Origin of the sequence: Solwaraspora sp. WMMD406 (assembly GCF_029626025.1) — a bacterium.
GTDB lineage: Bacteria > Actinomycetota > Actinomycetes > Mycobacteriales > Micromonosporaceae > Micromonospora_E.
Genome location: NZ_JARUBF010000001.1, coordinates 1,966,235 through 1,985,363, shown reverse-complemented (window position 1 = coordinate 1,985,363; position 19,129 = coordinate 1,966,235). Strand labels below are relative to the sequence as shown.

Sequence of the window (19,129 nt, the reverse complement as noted above, 5' to 3'; positions counted from 1 at the left end):
CGGCAGTTGCCACCCCTGCGGATGATTCAACGGCCTGACCGGAACCAGCTTCAAGAGTTAGGCGTGAACACGACATCCACCCAGTAGTTGTGATTGACCGAATAGCCGGGGAACACCCAGCCGTACGGGTCGTAGTGGTAGGCGCCACCGCCGACCAGCACGTGCAATGGTGCCCGATCGAGTTCCTCGGTGGCGAACTGGTTCGCCGTCACCGCGTACTGCCCGACGGAGGTGTGGTAGGAGGCCACGTAGGTGGTGTCGGCCAGGATCGGCACCGGCTGGTCGAACGTCACCGTCTGCCAGCCCGACTCCGTCTCGTCGGTGAACACGGCGGTCGCCAGCCGTACGCCGTCGGCGGTCCAGATCGAACCACGATGGGTGCCGGTGTTGCCCGGACCTTTGTAGAACCGGACCCCGGTGACCGTACCGGGCACGTCGGCCCGGAACCGGACGCCCACCTCGACCGCGTCGGTGTCCGCCCAACTGGCGCTCTGCGGCACGTCCTCCGGACCGAAGATGCTCACCGGCGGCAACGGCTCGGTCGGGCCCGGCGACGCCGTCGGCTCCGGCGACGCGCTGGCGCTGGGCGACGCCGAAGGCGAGGCGCTCGGTGACGGCGACGCGGTCGGCGAGGCCGAACCGCTCGGCGTCGGGTCCGGGGACGGCCCGGGTGTGCCCGGCGACGGGCTGGCGTCCGGATCCGGTGCCGGGCCGCCACTGCCGGCCGGCAGGAACAACGGATCCACCCAGTAGTTGGCCGAGTTGTAGCTCTCGGTGGGGAACCCGCCGCCGGGTCCGTAGCGGTAGAGACCATTGGCACCGCCCGGTGCGCTCAACGGACCCCGGCTGTACGCCGAACTGAAGAACCCGCCGTCGAAGGCGTAGTTGCCGTTCGGCGCGTAGTACGACAACACATACGTCGTACCCGCCGACACCGACACCGGCTGCCCGAACGCCGCCGACTGCCACCCCGTCGTCGACCCCTCCGGGAACGTCACCTCCGCCAACGGGCTCCCCCCACCCACCGGCCACAACCGACCCACCTGACTACCCGTGTTACCCGGCCCCCGGAAGAACCGCATCCCCACGACCTGCCCGTCCACCGCCGGCGTGAACCGCATGCCGAGCTCCACGGCGGTGCTGTCCCCGGAGGACGACTGCTGCGGCAGCCCGTCCGGCTCCAACAGGGTCACCACCTCATCGGTGAACGTGGTGGTGAACGACCAGGTGTACGGTGCGCCCATCGCGGCGCCACCGGAGACGACGACCCGTACCGACGCGGTGTAACTGGTCATCTGGTCCAACGGGGCGGTCGGGGTGAAGGTGGCCATCCGGGTCGAGGCGTCGTAGTCGACGGTGCCGGGCACCGGGGTGTCGGTCGAATCGAACAGCATGAACTCGATCGTCGCGTCACCGGTGTCGGCGGAGAAGACCACCGACACCGTGGTGTCCGGCTGGACCTCGGCGGCGGCCGCGACCGGATCGGTCGCGGTCACCGTCGGCGCACCGGGACCGGTGGTCGGCGTGGGGGTCGGCGTCGGCTGGTCACCGCTGGGCAGGAAGTACGGGTCGACCCAGTAGTTGGCCGAGTTGTAGCTGAGGCTCGGGATTCCACCGTCGTAGGTGTAGACGCCGTTGTCGCCGCTCGGCGCGCTCAGCGGACCCCGGCTGTGCGCCGAGCTGAAGAACCCGGTGTCGTAGGCGTAGTTGCCGTTCGGCGCGTAGTACGACAACACGTACGTCGTACCCGCCGACACCGACACCGGCTGCCCGAACGCCGCCGACTGCCACCCCGTCGTCGACCCCTCCGGGAACGTCACCTCCGCCAACGGGCTCCCCCCACCCACCGGCCACAACCGACCCACCTGACTACCCGTGTTACCCGGCCCCCGGAAGAACCGCATCCCCACGACCTGCCCGTCCACCGCCGGGGTGAACTTGACCCCCACCTCGACCGCAGTGTTCTCGCCGGTCGAGGTCACCTCGGGTACGGCGTCGGTCTCGAACAGGGTTACCACCTGCTGGGAGAACTCGGTGGTGAACGACCACGAGTACGGCGCGCCCATCGGTACCCCGACGTCGTCGCTGGCCAGCACGGTCGCGGTGTACGTGGTGGCCTCGGCGAGCGGTACGGCCGGCGTGAAGGTGGCCCGCCGGGCGGTCTCGTCGTAGTCGACCGTGCCGGGCACCGGCTGGCCGTCCCCGTCGACCAGGTCGAACGCGATCGTCGCGTCGTCGACCGGCTTGGAGAAGACAGCCGACGGCGCCTGGTCGGTCGGCACGTTCGCCGCGTTGCCGGTCGGTACGGTCGTCGACACCGACGGCGGGGCATTCTCCGCCGTGACGAAGGTGACGTCGACGTAGTAGTTGGCGCCCCCGTACGACTGGTTGGGGAACCCGCCGTCGTACCGGTAGAGGCCGTTGCCGACGGCACCGTCGGTCTTGGGTGCCATCAGTGGCCCGGACAGGTGATCGGTGGTGAAGAAGCCCGGGTCGCTGGCGTAGTGGCCCTGCGGCGCCCGATAGGACGCCACGTAGCTGGTGCCGGCCGAGACCGGTACGGGCGTGGCGAACCCGACCTGCTGCCAGCCGGTGCCACTCTCGTCGGTGAAGGTCGCCGAGGCGAGCTCGGTGCCGCCGTTGGTCCACAGCGTGCCCCGGTGGGTGCCGACGTTGCCTTCGCCCTTGTAGAACCGCAGCCCGGTGATCAGGCCGTCGATCTGCGGGGTGAACCGTACGCCGAGTTCCACCTCCGGCTGGGGATCCAGGGCGATGCCGGTCTGCGGATCCTTCTCGACGAACACCGGGTGGTCCGGTACCCGCTCACCGAACAGTGTGTAGGGGCCGTTCACCGACAGACCGACCGGTGCCGACGGGTCGCCGAGGTTTCCGCTGTCGTCGACCGCCCGGGCCAGCAGGGTGTGCGCGGAGGTGTCGCTGGCGTGGAATTGGTAGGTCCAGGTGGAGGTGCCGGTGGTGGCGGGATGCCAGGTGGCACCGCCGTTGGTGGACACCTCGACCCCGGCGACGAGGCCGCCACCGGCGTCCATCGCCGAACCGGTCACGGTCACCAGCGACCCGTGGGCGACTGCGGTGCCGTCGACCGGAGCGGTGATGCTGGCGGTCGGGGCGAGTGCGTCGGTGGACGGTCCGGTGACCATGATCCCGGCCATCGGGGTGGTCGGCGCGACGCCCATGTCGGCGAAGAGGTTGACGGTGGCCTGCTGGATGTTCGGGTCGGCCGACGCGCCGGAACCGCCGTCATGGACGGCGTCGAGGCCCCAGGACCACTGGATGGTGCCGGCCCCGAAGACGAGCGCGCCGCTGGCCGCCCGGTACAGGGTCATGTGGTGGGTGGTCTCACCCTCCTCGACGTCCGGACCGTAGCCGACGAGGTACTCCGGGGTGTAGCCGGTGGTGGTGGACAGCCGGAAGGTGCCCGGTGGCCGGAAGCCGTTGTCGAGGTCCTCGTTGGACTCGTAGCCGACTGTGTGCGGGGCAAGGGTGGCGGTCTGCCCCGGGGTCAGGCCGGCGACCCCGCTGTTGCGCCAGAAGCGCAGCTTGCCCTGTTCTGCCGGGACCTGCATGGCGAGGTCGGTGTTGTTGGCCATGTAGAGGTTGCCGACCAGGGAGTTCTCCGGCTCGCGCACCTCGCCGGTCGGGAACCGCGGATCCCGCCAGACCCCGGTCCATTCGTCGGTCGGGTCGATGTCCGCGCCGGCCCAGGTCTCCTTGTAACAGACCAGCGTCCGGTACGGCGTGCCGTTGCCGTCGACGCTGTTTTCCCAGCGGGTCTTCCAATAGACCTCGTTGCCGGTGAAGAAGGCGAGGTGCACGCCGGCGTCGCGGGCGGCTTCGACGTTGGCCCGTTGCTGCGGCGACCAGTACTCGTCGTGCCCGACCGAGACGTACGCCTGATGGTTGAGCAGCAGATCACCGCGAATGTCCGCGTCGAGACCGCTGATGTAGCTCACGTCGTACCCGTTGCGTTCCAGGAATCGGATCATCGGGTATTCGTTGGCGAACAGATAGTCTCGTCCGTTGCCCACCGCGCGGGTGGCGAACGGCCGGTTGTAGCTGAGCTTGTAGGCGCGATTGACCGGTGCCGCGCCCTCGTAGAAGCTGGCCCCACCGTAGGTGTTGTACGCCTGCCAGGTGGTGTCGGAGGTCTGGAAGACCATCTGGGAGGTGCTGCTGTCGTCGCGGACGATGAACGGGACGTGGCTGTCGCCGCCGGTGTCCGAACGGATCAGCCGGGCGATGTAGACGCCGGAGACCGCGTCGACCGGCACGTTCCAGGTGGTGCCGACTTCCCAGGTCCCGCAGTCGAACAACTGGGTGTCCTGGGCGTGTACGCAGTCCTCGGGCGAGTTGTCGGCCAGCGGCAGGCTCGGCTGCAGGGTCGCCCACTCGCGCGCGCCGTCGCCGCCGTACCAGCCGAGGCGGTAGATCTTGATGGTGTAGCCCGGCGCGTCGGTGGTCACCTTGAACCCGACCTGTCCGCCCACGTTGACGGTGATCTCGGTGGCGAAACCCTGAATGGTCGGGTCACCGACCTGCCAGATGTCCCAGGCCGACTTCGGCGTGCCCGGTTTGCTGTTCTCACAGGCGATGACGTTCACGGGAGGGGCGCAGGGATCAGCGGCCGCCGACGCAGCGGGCATGGCGACCACGAGACTCACGAACAGCGTCGCCGCCATGGCGACGGAACCGATCCGCCGGTTGACCCGGCGGGTCAGAACAGATGCGACCGCCCTCACTGCACTCCCTCCAGGAGCCGCCCGACGCGGATGTCCCGCGTGTCCCCCGGGCTATGGCAGCGCCGACGCTACCAGTGCGAGTCCAGCTCACAACCAGGCATGCATACCGCCTGTGTCGACGCCGGTCGGGCCGGGATCAGCCCTTCGGACAGGCGGGCATGACCGTCCGGAATCACGCACCCCGACGGACAACGAGATCAATGGATAATTGCGCTGAACGTGGAGTCAGAAACACCACTGTGGATACGCGAAGGGGCGTCGGCGGCCGACGGATCAGCTCAGGCCCCGAACCATCTCGGGGTCGACGTACGGATCATCAACGCCGGGTGACTGAGTCGCCACACCGCACCACAGAGGCCGACCATCAGCGACATGGCGGTCGCGTAGGTGCTGAAGCTCAGCGAGTCGAAGGTGAACCCAGCGGCGATCGCGACCAGCTGAACGGCGATGAGAATCGTACAAAGGTGCCGTTCGCGCTCTGACGACGAGCGACGCCGGGCGACGATGACGAGTGCGATGGCGCTCAGATGCAGGCCGGCGAGCACGATCACACCGATGATTCCGTTGGTGAGAGCGAACGCCAGCCATTGATTGTCGAGATACTGATATTGCGGCGAGACCCAGGTGCCGGTGCCGCGACCGAACCAGGGCCGCTGGTTGAAGTAGTAGCCGACCATGTCGTACCGCTCGGTGCGCGAGGTGATGCTCGGATCGCTGCTCGCCCCGAGGAACATCGTCGAGATGGTGCTGACCAGGGCTGGCTTGACGACCACCATGCCGGCGAGCATGACAGCGCCGAGGGCCAGCATGTTGTACCGCATCCGCCACCCCCAGATCGGCATCAGCACCAGCAGCACGATGCCGAGCGCGACGAACCCGGTACGGGACATGGTGGCCGGGATCGCCGCCGCGATCAGCAGGGCCAGGAAGCCGAACAGCTGACGCTGCCGAGGGGTCTGGGCAAACCTGGCGAAGTGGATGCCGAACGGCAGCGCCATCGCCATCAGCAGGCTGAACTCGATGTAGTGGAAGGTGGTGCTCGGCACCCGGACCCCGCCACCCCGGATCTCCAGCCCGACCACCCAGCCCTTCATCTCCAGACCGGGAATCCGCATGTACTGGGTGAGGTCGAGATAGAGGAACGCCTGGATGAGCCCGATCACCGCGACGAAGGCGCAGCAGTAGACGAAGACCCGCAGTACGCCTTCGAGCCGCTGCCAGTTGGGCATCCCGTCGGCGGTCAGCAGGATCACCCCGGAGATCGCCGCCGCCGTGAGCATCCACCGATCGGCCGAGTTGGCTTCCATCATCGTCAGCCCGCGCAGAAACCCGATCGCGTACGACAGCAGCATCGACAGCAGGAACGCGAGCACCGCCCAGCGCAGCGGCTGCGGGCCGGTGAGTACGAGCCGGGAGTTGAGCCGGGCGGTCATCCACCAGAACCACATCAGCAAAGCGACGACCAACGCCGGACGCCCGAGATCGGTCATGCCGGGCAGGATGAGATGGGCCGGCATCAGGGTGAGCAGGCAGATCATCAGCGACAACAGCACCGGCGCGTCGATCCGGGTCAGCCGTCGCCGGGTGACGTACGTCCGCTCGCCGATCCAGGACGGCTCCAGGTCCGCCGGGTGCAACCCGGACTGGGTCACCGCGTCCGGCTCCCGTTCTCGGAGACCTCCGAGGTCCAGGAGTCCCGGCCGACCGGAGGAATCGGGAGGATGATCGTCGCGTCTTCGGCCGGCACCGCGCTGATCACCGCGGTCTCGTCGGCGTCCGGGGACCTCGGCACCCGCGAGCCGCCGGAGTCGGCGGGTTGCCCGGCTTTGTCGCCCGCCGGCTGCGGCCCGGTGCCCCGGCCCGCCGACGGCAGCCCGGAACCGGCGGTGTCGCCACCGGCCGCACCGCGCGGCGGGCCGCCTGGACCGCCACGGGCGTCGCCGCCCGGGTTAGCACCCGCGCCGGAGGTCGCGCCGACGCTGGACGAGCCCGCGCCGGAACCCGGTGCCGGCCGTCCCGCCACCCGTGGGAAGGGAATACCGCCCCGGTTGGCCTGGGCACCGGACGGCACGTCGTCCGGCCGCTCGGACCGGCTACCCGAGCTGTAGACGCCGCCGGAATGTCCACCGTCGGTGCTCGTCGGACGCCGGGTCGACGGCGCGTAGCGGATCGAGATCTCCGGAGTCGCCACGGCGGTGCCCGACGGAAGCTTCATGGTGTCGTCGGAACCAGGTCCGGTGCTCACCGGTACGCCGGTCGCCGGTCCCCGCCGCCGCCGACGCATCAGCCCGTCGAAGCCGATGGTGAGCGCGGCGCTGAGCAGCACGCCGACCCCGCCGACCGCCACCATCGCCCGCTTGACCTTGGAGTTGGCCTCCTGGATGTTGTCACCGCGGTCGAGCCGCCGGGCGGTGATGAAGCTCTCCTCGTTCGCGCCGTAGTCGGCCTGCAGGCCGACCACGCTCGCTTCGAGTCGCCGGACGACCTCCTCGGACGTTTCGGTGGCCTGCTCCGCGGACTCCCCGATCACCTCGATCGTCATGATCGGCTGCTGGTTGTCGAGCGTGATCGCCACGTTCTCGCTGAATCCGTCCGCTTCCAACTGCTTGAGCACGGCCTGGTCCTGGACGGTCAACGCGGCGGCCCGGCTCAACGACCCGAGACCCAGCTCCAGCCAGGGGTTACGCGGCGAGGCCGGGGTGTCCTCGTCCGGCGGCGTGTTCGCGGCGGTCGGCGGGATCAGCTGTACGTACGATGTCGCGATATAGTCCGGTTGGACACTCGTTCCCGTCCAACCGGCGGCGGCTACCGAGATCAACAGCAACGGCGTCGCGATGTACCACCGCCTGAACAGCAGTTTGGTGAGGTCCCAAAAGTCCACTGCTGTCCTTCCATCGGGGCGACGAGGTCTAGGCGTTGAAGTCCATGGTATGGGCAGCGCAGAGGCGGCTACGCGCAGCTTCGCCGGGTGGCACCCGCCCAACGCTTCCAGTGTCCGGTCGCGTGGACCCGCTCCGCAAGGCTGCGATGCTACCCCGATCAGACCCCACGGCACCCGATCGAGCAGCGGTCGACCCGCGTTGAGCTGCGCCGTCGTGCTTGCGCACCGGCTGAAAGTGCTCTGCTGGCCCACAATGACCAGCGCGGAATCCGACTCCACGGCGGCCCCCGGTCGGCAAGCCGACAGGGAGGACCGCCGCCTCGTCGACCAAGAGATGGGCCGAGTGGACGGCAACTGCGTCCACCCGGCCCATCGATCGAACCGTTACCGCCGCTATGGCGTGATCTTGTAGATGTGGTAGGTGAATTCCTGCGCAAAGGAGTCCTTGATCGCTCCCCCGCTGATCGGAACGCTGCGGTTCTCGAACAGCACCTCGGCCTTGCTGCCGGTCACGCCGGGCGGCAGGGCCAGCGTGTGCGATCCGGTCGCGGTGTCCCGGCTCAGCATCGCGAAGATGTAGTACGACCCGTCGTGCGCCTTGAGCATGGTGTCCAGACCGCTGTTGAACTCCCAGGCGTACGACTGGGTGTTGAGCACCGGCGCCAGGCTGGTGACCCGCTTGTTCAACTCGGTCACCGCCGGCCGGACCGCGTCGCCGCAACGGTCCCGCAGCACGTGCTGCGAGTGGCAGGGGCCGCCGAAGTTGTGGTTGAAGTACTGGATGCCTCGGGCCTCGTGGATCAGCGAGTTCATCACGGCGCCAGCGATCTGGTCACCGGTGATCGTCGGCGCCCAGTCCTCGGTGAAGGGGTGGCCGACCTCGATGAAGGCCCACACCGGCTGGCGCTTGCCGTCCATCGCGTCCAGCTCCCGCATCCGGTCCATGGTCAGTCCGTAGTTGGCGGCACGGCGGCAGTTGTCCTTGTTGACACCGTACGTCGGGCCCTCGGCGGGCGCGGTGCACACGTGCGGGTCGGTGTACCAGTAGATGTCGTTCGAGACCACCGAGCTGAACCCGTTGACAAACTTGCTGGCGTCGCTGTCCGACTGCCAGAACATCACGCCCTTGCCGTAGTTGGCGTACCGCAGGCCCTTGTCCCCGGACGGTACGGTGGCCGACTCCTTCTTCATGACGTCGAGCCCGCAGCCCTCGCGGGTGGTGGTGCAGATCTGACCCTGGCCCGGGTACTTTCCGGTCCAGGTGCCGTTGCCCGGACCACCCCACATGTCCGCCTCGTCACCGATGACCCATCCGACGCTTTCGTTGCCCCGGTTGCTGAAGGGTTGCGGGATGAAGGCGTACATGCCGTTGCGCCGGATCAGCGAGACGTCCGACTGGTCGGTCAGCATCACGTAGGTGTTGAGCCCGGCCGCCTTGTCGCGGTCGATCTCCTCCTGGGTGTAGACGCCCTCGTACCAGACGCCGATCGGGAAGAAGCCAGGGTTGTTCCAGCCGGACGCCTTGGCCTGCGGGAAGTTCGCGTAGTAGGAGGGGCCGCCCTCCCACGGCACCCGGGGCAGGTCGAGCGCGCCCGGCGTACCGCCGCCACCGGGGGCCGACGGCGACGGGGTCGGCGCCGTGGTGGTGGGTGCCGGGCTGGCGCTCGGGCTGGGCGCGGCGGTCGGCGACGCGGAGACGGTCGGGCTCGGCACCGGGTCCGGCCGGGTGCCGCCGCCTTCCTCGGCCGGTTGGAACGCCAGGTCGACCCAGTAGTTGCTGGATTTCCAGGTCTGCTCGGGGAAACCGCCGGATCCGTACGCGTACACCCCGGCCGTTCCGGCGGTGCTCAGCGGACCGGCGGTCAGCTGCCGATCGAAGAAGCTCTGCGTGGCCCGGTACCGGGCGGTGTGGTACGACACCACGTAGGTCTGACCGGCGGTCACCGCGACCGGCTCGGGCAGCGCGACGTGCTGCCAACCGGAGCGCGACTCCCGCCTCGGGGTCGCGGTGGCCAATCTGGTGCCGAAGCCGTCCCAGACGTTGACCCGGTGGGCACTGCGGTCGCCCTTGGCCTTGAGGAAGCGGACAGCGGTGATCGTGCCGTCACTGGTCGAGGTGAACCGCAAGCCGAGCTCCACCGGTCGGGTGTCCGGATCGACCCGCACCCGGGAGACGTCGGTCTCGGCGAAGAACGCGTAGCCGTCGATCTCCTGGTTGGCCGCCGAGGCGGTGACCACGACCCCCGCGGTGGCCAGGAAGCTGAGGACGACGGCCCCGATCATGACCAGCCGGCCGCGCCGGCCGGTAGGGCGCCGCAGGCCGGTAGGGCGCCGCAGGCCGGTAGGGCGCCGCAGGCCGGTGGGGCGCCGCCGACGACCGACCGTCCGTTTGGCGGCCCGTCGGGAATCCGATGAACCGGGCGAAGCATCCCTGGACGATTCCGGGAGCATGTCGTCCCGCCCCCCGTCCCGCTCGAAAAAGTCCTTGCTCACCACGCGATGTACGCCTCTCGGGACAAGTCTTTCAACTGCCATCTATTTGGTAGATCTCCCCCAGGCACTCCGACCCTCGCGAGGGCAGCACATCATGCCGCCCGGGCGGGACCGAGCCTGACGGTAACCCAGCTCGCAGGGCATCCCAAGGAACTTAATGGTCTCTTATGGCAACGCGACCAGGGCGGGACGCCCACGCGCGACGGCGTCAATGGTGAATTCCGCTCGACTTGAGCGCGCCGGCCGGAAATCGACGGGCGGGGTCGACCGCGCTCGGAGACGACTTGTCGACCGCACTCGGAGCGGCCTCGTCAACCGCGTTCGGAGGCGGCCTCGGGCGCGGAGCCGGTCACGCCGTCACCAGCCTCGGTACGCCCCCAGCCGGATCGGACGTTCCACCGTGGAGAGCGCCGCTTGAGCTCGGCGGCGGCCGTGACGGCCACGTAACAGAACGCTGCGGGAAGTAGCTGTGGCGAGGAGAGAACGACACGCCGCAACCAGGAGAAGGGACTCGAACCGGGCACTGGATCGAGCGCCAACTCGGCGCCACGCGGATCGGTGCGCACGAAATGCCAGAATTCGGCATTGCCGGCGCGTGACCGGGCCACCCGGCGGATCAACTCACCGGTACGCCGGGGCGCGAGGACGCGGACCGGCAGATCGACATCCCGCTTCTCGTCAGCGCGTACCACGGCGTCGAGAAACATGTCGTCCGCGATAATGTCCGGAAAATCGGTAAATCGTGAACGGGCAGCGGCAGAAAGTGCGATCACTCCCCGGCCGAACAGCCGTCCACGGAAGACCGGGAGGCGGGCATTGATCGCGTAATAGGAACGCACCGGCCAACTGCTGGCCGAGGCGTCGATCACCGGACGCGGGGTCGCCGCCTCCGCCCCGGGTTGCGCGATCGCGGCGGCGAGCGCCCGAAGCAGGTCCGCGGAGACCTCGATGTCCGCGTCCAGGTAGACCCGCACGTCGCCACCGGCCACCCGGTCGGCGGCGTTGAGCGCGGCGATCTTCGACGGGGTGGGGATCTCCAGCACCCGTACGCCGCGGGAACGCGCGACCGCCGCCGTACCGTCGGTGCAGCCGTTGGCGGCGACGACGATCTCGATGTCGGGCCCGAAACCCGGGGATTCGGTCATCGCACGCAAGACCGCGCCGATCCCCACTTCTTCGTTGTAGGCCGGCATGATGACGGTGATCTGCACAGCACGATGGTTCCATCCGTAGGGGGCCCGGCAACCAGTCGAATGGACAACCTCACTATCGCCTAGCTGACACGGGATGGACCGTCCGTCTGACGAGATGGCCGAGTACCGTGCTCCTGTGCCTCAGGATCTGGACTTCATCACCGTGCATAGGCATCGCGTCACTCTTAGTGGTGTCGCTTTCGACCCGGTTCGCGAAGAAGACGTCATCCAGCGCGTACTGGCCGCACTCGACGCTGGCCAAGGGGGACAGATCATCACCCCCAACGTGGACATCCTGCGGCGCGCCTATCACGAAGAGGAATGCCGCAATCACATTGCGTCATCATCTCTCGTGGTGGCCGACGGCGCTCCTCTCATCTGGGCCAGCCGGATCGCCGGTGACCCACTGCCGGCCCGGGTCCCGGGATCCGACCTCATCTGGAGCCTGTCCACGGCCCTGGGCGACCACGGACGATCGGTCTACCTGCTCGGTGGCGAGCCCGGCACCGCCCGGCTGGCCGCCGCCGTACTGCGCGAACGCTTCCCCGGGCTCACCGTCGCCGGCGAGCTGAGCCCACCGTTCGGCTTCGACACCTCCGAGGAACAACTCGCCCAGATCTGCGCAGAGGTCACCGCCGCCCGGCCCGACCTGGTCTTCGTCGGCCTTGGCTTCCCCAAGCAGGAACGCCTGATCGCCCGCCTGCGCCCCCTGCTCCCGCGGACCTGGTTCATGGGCTGCGGCGCGGCGATCGGCTTCGTCGCCGGAGTACACCAGCGGGCACCCCGCTGGATGCAACGCACCGGCCTCGAATGGGTGCACCGGCTCCTCGGCGAACCGCAGCGACTCGTCCGCCGCTACCTGATCCACGACGTACCGTTCGCCCTGCGTCTGCTCGCCGGCAGCGTGCGCGACCGGCTCCGCCGTCGCGCCCACGCGCGGACCGCCCCCGCCCCGGCCGTGCCGCCGGTCCGGCGCATCCCGGCACCCCGGACGGCGCCGCCCGCGCACCACCGGGATCCGGTCGGCACCGGGAAACGCTCGTGAACCGACCGGACGTGTCGATCATCCTCGTCTCGTACAACACGGCCGAGTTGATCCAACGGTGCCTGACCGAGCTGTACGCCAGCCTGACCCCCGAGGTCACGGCGGAGGTCGTGGTCGTCGACAACGCGTCGGGCGACGGCTCGGCCGATGCCGTCGCCGCCAACTTCCCGCAGGTACGCCTGCTGCGGCTCACCGAGAACGTGGGCTTCGGCCGGGGCATCAACCGCGGCGCCATGGCCAGTTCCGGTCGCTACCTGCTCTTCCTCAATCCGGACACGGTCCCGGTCGGTGATCCGGTGACCCAGCTGGTCACCTTCGCCGACGGCCACCCCGGGCACGGCCTGTACACCGGCCGGACGCTGCACCCGGACGGCACCGACGACAACTACTCCTGCTGGGGCATGCCCAGCCTGTGGAGCACCTTCGGGTTCGCCAGCGGGCTGACGACCGCGTTCCGGGGACGCGCCTGGGCCGACCCGGAAGCGCTGCCCGACTACGACCGGCGCAGCGTCCGCGAGGTGCCGGCGCTCTCCGGCTGCATGCTGCTGGTCGACCGTGACCTGTTCGGCCGGCTCGGCGGCTTCGACCCGCAGTTCTTCCTCTACAGCGAGGACATCGACCTGAGCACCCGGGCCCGCGCGCTCGGTGCCCGCCCGCTCGTCACCCCCGACGCCAAGGTGATCCACGTCGGTGGTGCCTCGTCCAGTTCCGAAGGGCAGCGGATCCGGATCCTGCGCGGCAAGACGACCTACCTGCGCCGGCACTGGTCGCCGACGCGCGCCAAGCTCGGGGTGGCGATGCTGGTCACCGGCGTCGGTATCCGGGCCGTCGGAAAGACCGTCCTGGGCCGCGACCGCTCCCGGGGCGTGGACTGGGTCGGCGTCTGGCGGGCCCGAGGCGACTGGGCCGCCGGCTATCCGCCCTTCGACGAAGCGCGGCCCACCACCGAACTGCCGTCGACCGTCACCCCCGGCTGACCCGTCACCCCCGGCCGACCCGTCACCCCCGGCCGACTCATCTCCCGGCTGACCGGCCAGACCCGCGCCGCGCCGAGTCAGGTCGTAGCCACATCAGGTCAGTCCGCGCTGCGCTGCGCCGGACCGGTGACCGGGACGTCGGAGAACGCGGCGACCGTACGGTCGGCGTAGGCGCTCGAATCACCGAACTCCATCGGGCCGTCCCAGGTCGTCGGCAACGGCACCGGGGTCTGCGGCGCGACCCGGCGGACTACCTCGTCCAGCACACGCTCCGCCTGGCCCACCCAGAGATGTTTGGCGCCGTCGACGCCGATCACCTCGGCCTGATCGATCGCGGCGAACCGCTCCACCGCCTCGGCCGGGCGCAGATAGTCGTCGAACTCCGGCACCAGCGCGGTGACCGGTTTGCCCGACGCCGACCAAGTGGCCAGGTCCGCGTCGCTGGCGAACCGCAGCGGCGGCGAGAGCAGGACGGCACCGCGTACCGCCGGGTCGCAGCCGTGTCGCAACACCAGATCGGTGCCGAACGACCAGCCGAGCAACCACAGCTGCGGCAGCTCGGCGAACTCGGCGAACTCGATGGCCGCCGCGACGTCGAACCGCTCGCCCTCGGCGTGGTCGAAGCTGCCCTCGCTGGTGCCACGGACACTGCTGGTGCCCCGGGTGTTGAAGCGCAGGACGGCGAGTCCGGCCAACGCAGGCAGCCGCCAGGCCGCCTTGCGCAGCACATGGCTGTCCATCATCCCGCCGTGGGTGGGCAACGGGTGCAGGCAGATCAGCGTGGCCACCGGCGGGCGGTCCGGCGGCACCGCCAACTCCCCGACCAGGGTCAGCCCGTCGGCGGTGTGCAGCTCGATGTCCGTACGCCGGGCGGGCAGGATCGACATGGCTCGGATCGCGGCGCTCACCGGATCAGTCTCGCATCTATCAGTAGCGCGGCGCGTTGCGGGAGCGTTCGACCGCCGGGGTGCGGTTTTCCCGGGCGCGCCAACAGCTGGGATGCCAATGCCGGCGGTCGGTCAGGTCGCCTCGTCCGTCCGCCGGCCACACCACGACGTGCGCCACGCCGGGCCGGATCTCCTGCACGCATCCGGGACAGCGGTACGTCTTGGTCGCGGCGGGGGCGGGAATGGCCCGGACCATCCAGTCGCCGTCGCTCCAGGCCTGTACGGCGGCCACTCCTCGGCGTACCCGCTCGGGATCGACCGGCTCGGGCTGCGGTCGGCCCTGGCCACCGCGCCCGCTCGCGGTCCGGCGGCCCGGTCGGTTGCGACGGGGACTCATGATCCCCAGGGTACGCGGACGCGGTGGACGCCCCGGCACGCCTCAGTCGCCACGGTGGTCGCGGAACCCGTGTCGGGTCTCGCGGCCCAGCCGACCGGCGGTCACCAGGTCGCGCAGCAGCGGCACCGGCGCCAGCCCGGGTTCACGCGACTGGCGGTAGAGCGCCTGCTGGACACCGAGCGCGTGGTCCAGCCCGACGGTGTCGAGCAGCTCGAACGGACCCGTCGGGTAGCCGCACCCGAGCGTCATGGCCGCGTCGATGTCGTCCGGCGTCGAGTAGCCGCCGGCCACCATCCGAATCGCGTCGTTGAGGTACGGGAACAGCAGGGCGTTGACGATGAAGCCGGCCCGGTCGCCACAGATCACCGCGGTCTTTCCCAGCGCGGCGCAGACCGCTCGGACGGTCTCCACCGCCGGGCCGCCCGTACGGATGGTGCGCACCACCTCGACCAGCCGCGTCGTCGGAGCCGGGCCGGGCAGGTGCAGCCCGAGCACGTCCGCCGGCCGGCGGGTGGCCATCGCGATGTCGATCACCGGCAGCGTGGCCGTGGTGGTCGCGAGCACCACGCCGGGTCGGCAGATCTCGTCGAGCCGGGCGAAGATCTCCTGCTTGACGCCGAGGTCGTCCGGCACGGCTTCGACGACGAGATCGACGTCGGCGAGTTGCTCCCACGCGGTCGACCGGGCGAACTGCTCCCACGCGGTCGACCGGGCGAGCCGGTCGGAGCCGTCCTCTGCGGGGGTCACCGAGACGACGTCGAATCCGCCCCGGCGAAAGACCTCGACCAGTCCGGCGGCCGTCGCGCCGGAACCCACCACCCCGACGGTACGGACGGTGGCGCGTGCGCCGTCGGCGTCCGGTGCGGCCGACGTGGCCGGCACGCCGTCGGCGGCCGGCGTCCGGTCGTCGGGCACCACCACCGCCGAGCCAGGGCGTTCGTAGGTATAGAAGCCCTCACCGGACTTGCGTCCGAGCATTCCGGCGGTGACCATCTGCCGGAGCAGCGGTGCCGGAGCGTGTCGGCGGTCCCGCCCACCCCGGCGGTACATCGTGTCGAGGATCTCGTACGCGGTGTCCAGGCCGATGAGGTCGAGCAGCGCGAACGGCCCCATCGGCAGCCCACACCCCAGCCGTACGGCGAGGTCGACGTCCTCCCGGGAGGCGTACCCGGCCTCGACCATGCCCACCGCCTGGTTGAGATAGCCGAACAGCAGCGCGTTGGCGACGAACCCGGCCCGGTCGCCGATCGTCACGCCGACCTTGCCCAGCCGGGCGCAGAGCGCTTCGACGTCGTGGACGACACCGGGTGCGGTGACCACGGTGCGGACCACCTCGACCAGCTTCATCACCGGGGCGGGGTTGAAGAAGTGCAGCCCGATCACCTGGTCCGGTCGGCGGGTGGCGACCGAGATCTCGGTGACGCTCAGCGACGAGGTGTTGGTGGCGAGGATCGCGGCGGGCTTGCACACCTGGTCGAGCTCGGTGAAGATCCGCCGCTTGAGGTCGAGTCGCTCGGGTACCGCCTCGACGACGAGGTCGACGTCGCCCAGCGCGTCGAGCCCGACCGCGAAGGTGACCCGGGAGTGCAGCGCGTCCCGGTCGGTGGGGCTCAATTTGCCTCGGGTGACCGCGCGATCGGTGGAGGTGGTGAGGTTGCCCCGGCCCCGGTCCAGGGCCGAATTGCTGATCTCCACGGCCACGACCGACACCCCGTTACGGGCGAAGACCTCGACGATCCCGGCGCCCATGGTGCCGAGTCCCACCACACCGACCGTGTCGAAATCCCGGCTCACGTCCGCCTCCGTCTCCTACCAGGCCTGGTCGCCGGCACCGACCGTCCGGCAGATAACGCGGGCCGGCCGACGCAGGGGCAGGGCCGGCGGATGGACGCGCGCCGGCCACCGCGCCACCGTACAAGTCGACGGCGGCGCGGCCCTACGCGCGTCCACTCGGCGCGGCTTCGGAGCGGCTTCGGAGCGGCTTCGGAGCGGCTCACGCCAGCGTGGTCAGGCGAGTACCACCACCAGCCAGGCCAGCCAGCCCACCAGGAACACCCCGATCAGACCGGCCATCAGGGCCAGACTCGGTCGGCGCCGGGGCCGCATGGCCTGGGTCGGCTCGCCCAGGGCGGCGTGCAGCGGCGACCGCATGCCGGTGGTCGGCCGGACCGGAGCACTCGGCAGCGCCGCCATCGAGCGCGGGATCCGGGTGCCGACCGGATCGGTCAGGGCCGAGGCCGGATCGTAGAAGCAGAGTTCGGCCCCCCCGAGCCGAATCCGGTCCCCGTCGCGCAGTTCGGTCGGTCGGTCTATCCGGGAATCATTGACCCAGGTGCCGTTGGTCGATTCCTGGTCGGTGAGGATCGCCCGGCCGTCCGCGACGTCGATCACCGCGTGACACCGGCTGACCTTGATGTCGTTGATCTGGATGTCCAGATCCGCGTCACGGCCGATGACCCGACTGCCCGGAGACAACCGGTAGCTCGCGCCGGGCGTGGGGCCGCTGATCATCTGCAGAAGTGGCAACAGCGACTGGTGTTCGGACATGTGCTGGTATGACGCCTTCCCCCCTCGGTGGCGACGCACGTCGCGTCACCCGATGCAGCCTGCCATCGTGCGCGGGTGGACCGACACGGTCCCTCGTCCGGTGTTGCCCGCCAGGCGGGGCAGGAGTGCGCCACCGGTTCGTCGGCCCCCCGACGCCGACCGGACACGTGCGCCGACACCACGCGGTCAAGCATGCCAATACATTGCCATGAATCGAAGTCTTGCTACCCGCAAGTATTTCTCGTGTCTAGACTTCGGACCACGATGCCACGAACCGACCCGCCCGACCCAGCCGGCCCCATCCCGCCCGGGCGGCCCACACCCACGGTCGACGAGACCTCGATCGCCGTCAGGAGCTTCGACCAAATGACCGCCGTACACGTCCCCGGCCAACCGGTGATCGACGCCGGCGTCCTCGTCTCGACCAATCCGGCGACCGGCACCGAAGCGGGCCGGTTCCCGGTGGCCGACGCCGATCAGGTGTCCGCCACGGTCGCCGCCGCCCGCACCGCCAGCCGCTGGTGGGTGGGGCTGGGCCAGGCCGGACGTCGGGACCGGCTGCTGGCCTGGCGTCGGTCGCTGGCCAACCGGATGACCGAACTGGCCGACCTGATCCACCGCGAGGGCGGCAAGCCGGTCGCGGACGGCGTCGTCGAAGTGGCGGCGGCCGTCGAGCACATCGACTGGGCCGCGCACAACGCCAAACGGGTGCTCGGTCCGCGCCGTACCCGCACCCGGCTGGTCACCGCCGAGTTCAGCGGTCACCTGGAGTACCAGCCGCTCGGCGTCGTCGCGGTCATCGGACCGTGGAACTACCCGGTGGTCACCCCGGTCGGCTCGATCGCGTACGCCCTGGCCGCCGGCAACAGCGTCGTCTTCAAACCCAGCGAGTACACCCCGACGGTCGGCCAGTGGCTGGTCGACACCTTCGCCGAGGTGGTGCCGGAGCATCCCGTACTCGGGATCGTGCACGGTCTCGGCGACGTCGGCGCCGCGCTCTGCCGGGCCGGCGTCGACAAGGTCGCGTTCACCGGCTCGCCCCGTACCGGCCGCGCGGTGATGGCGGCCTGCGCCGAGACGCTCACCCCGGTGCTGATCGAGGCCGGCGGCAAGGACGCGATGATCGTCGACGACGACGCGGACGTCGACGCGGCGGCCGACGCCTGCGTCTGGGGCGCGATGACCAACGCCGGGCAGAGCTGCATCGGCATCGAGCGGGTGTACGCCCTGGCCCCGGTGCACGACGCGTTCGTCGCCGCCGTGGTCGACCGGGCCAGCCGGCTGACCGTCGGTGCCGCGCCGACCGACGACATCGGTCCGATCACCATGCCTGACCAGATCGCGATCATCCGGCGACACATCGACGACGCCCTGGCCCGTGGCGGACGGGCGGTGCTCGGCGGCCCGGCGGCGGTACAGCCGCCGTACGTGCGTCCGACGGTGCTGGTCGACGTGCCGGCGGACGCGGCCGCCGTCCGCGAGGAGACCTTCGGACCCACGGTCGTCATCAACCGGGTCGACGGCATCGACGAGGCCCTGGCCCGGACCAACGACAGCCGGTACGGCCTGGGTGGCTCGGTGTTCGGCCGACGCCGGGCGGTCCCGGTGGCCCGCCGGATGCGCACCGGAATGACCTCGATCAACTCGGCGCTGACCTTCGTCGGATTCGGCGCGTTGCCGTTCGGCGGGATCGGCGAGTCCGGCTTCGGTCGGATCCACGGCGACGACGGTCTGCGGGAGTTCGCCCGAGCCAAGGCGATCACCCAGCGCCGGGCACCGTCCGTGCTGCCGACGATGACGTTCCGGCGTACGCCGGCCGACGTGGCCCGGATCGTCACGGCGATCCGGCTACGCTACGGACGGCGCTAGCCGGGCCGGGCGCCGATCCCATCTGCCGGCACAGCGACCGACGGATCGGCACCGGGACCGCGGATCGGCACAGCGGGCGA

The 19,129-nt window shown here is 70.0% G+C and carries 12 protein-coding genes; 3 read left to right on the top strand and 9 right to left on the bottom strand.

Going from position 1 to position 19,129, the window contains the following annotated elements; all coding sequences use genetic code 11:
- Positions 1-50: 50 nt before the first annotated feature.
- The 5 genes from O7632_RS09140 to O7632_RS09120 form a co-directional block, all read right to left on the bottom strand.
- A complete protein-coding gene (locus tag O7632_RS09140) occupies positions 51-4,760 on the bottom strand; it encodes a DUF4082 domain-containing protein (protein WP_278113105.1) in 4,710 nt (1,569 codons plus the stop codon).
- Positions 4,761-5,038: 278 nt separating this feature from the next.
- The gene (locus O7632_RS09135; protein ID WP_278113103.1) at positions 5,039-6,412 is read right to left on the bottom strand and encodes an O-antigen ligase family protein; all 1,374 of its coding nucleotides are present in this window, start codon (positions 6,410-6,412) and stop codon (positions 5,039-5,041) included.
- Positions 6,409-7,641 (bottom strand): hypothetical protein, encoded by a 1,233-nt coding sequence (locus O7632_RS09130; protein ID WP_278113101.1) that lies wholly within the window; start codon positions 7,639-7,641, stop codon positions 6,409-6,411. The genes O7632_RS09135 and O7632_RS09130 overlap by 4 nt, the downstream gene beginning before the upstream one ends.
- Before the next feature lie 393 nt (positions 7,642-8,034).
- A complete protein-coding gene (locus O7632_RS09125; RefSeq protein WP_278113099.1) occupies positions 8,035-9,924 on the bottom strand; it encodes a DUF4082 domain-containing protein in 1,890 nt (629 codons plus the stop codon).
- A gap of 521 nt (positions 9,925-10,445) precedes the next feature.
- The gene (locus O7632_RS09120; RefSeq protein ID WP_278113097.1) at positions 10,446-11,345 is read right to left on the bottom strand and encodes a glycosyltransferase; all 900 of its coding nucleotides are present in this window, start codon (positions 11,343-11,345) and stop codon (positions 10,446-10,448) included.
- Between the two features lie 118 nt (positions 11,346-11,463).
- Between O7632_RS09120 and O7632_RS09115 the strand changes: the two genes are divergently transcribed.
- Together O7632_RS09115 and O7632_RS09110 are read left to right on the top strand one after the other, a co-directional pair.
- Positions 11,464-12,372 carry a WecB/TagA/CpsF family glycosyltransferase gene (locus tag O7632_RS09115; protein ID WP_278113095.1) on the top strand — a complete coding sequence of 303 codons (909 nt, stop codon included), beginning with the start codon at positions 11,464-11,466 and terminating at the stop codon, positions 12,370-12,372.
- Complete coding sequence (locus O7632_RS09110; RefSeq protein WP_278113093.1) at positions 12,369-13,349, top strand: glycosyltransferase family 2 protein; 981 nt, start codon at positions 12,369-12,371, stop codon at positions 13,347-13,349. The genes O7632_RS09115 and O7632_RS09110 overlap by 4 nt, the downstream gene beginning before the upstream one ends.
- Positions 13,350-13,447: 98 nt before the next feature.
- Here O7632_RS09110 and O7632_RS09105 read toward each other — a convergent pair whose 3' ends face one another.
- The 4 genes from O7632_RS09105 to O7632_RS09090 form a co-directional block, all read right to left on the bottom strand.
- Complete coding sequence (locus tag O7632_RS09105) at positions 13,448-14,257, bottom strand: alpha/beta hydrolase (protein WP_278113091.1); 810 nt, start codon at positions 14,255-14,257, stop codon at positions 13,448-13,450.
- A gap of 19 nt (positions 14,258-14,276) precedes the next feature.
- Positions 14,277-14,633: a hypothetical protein gene (locus O7632_RS09100; protein ID WP_278113089.1), complete on the bottom strand. Its 357-nt coding sequence runs from the start codon at positions 14,631-14,633 to the stop codon at positions 14,277-14,279.
- Between the two features lie 42 nt (positions 14,634-14,675).
- Positions 14,676-16,427 carry a 3-hydroxybutyryl-CoA dehydrogenase gene (locus O7632_RS09095; protein ID WP_278113088.1) on the bottom strand — a complete coding sequence of 584 codons (1,752 nt, stop codon included), beginning with the start codon at positions 16,425-16,427 and terminating at the stop codon, positions 14,676-14,678.
- Positions 16,428-16,640: 213 nt separating this feature from the next.
- Positions 16,641-17,180, bottom strand: coding sequence for an FHA domain-containing protein (locus O7632_RS09090; protein ID WP_278113087.1), 540 nt, complete (start codon positions 17,178-17,180; stop codon positions 16,641-16,643).
- Between the two features lie 366 nt (positions 17,181-17,546).
- On the opposite strand from O7632_RS09090, the gene O7632_RS09085 reads away from it, so the two are divergent.
- The gene (locus O7632_RS09085) at positions 17,547-19,049 is read left to right on the top strand and encodes an aldehyde dehydrogenase family protein (RefSeq protein WP_278113085.1); all 1,503 of its coding nucleotides are present in this window, start codon (positions 17,547-17,549) and stop codon (positions 19,047-19,049) included.
- Positions 19,050-19,129: the final 80 nt, after the last annotated feature.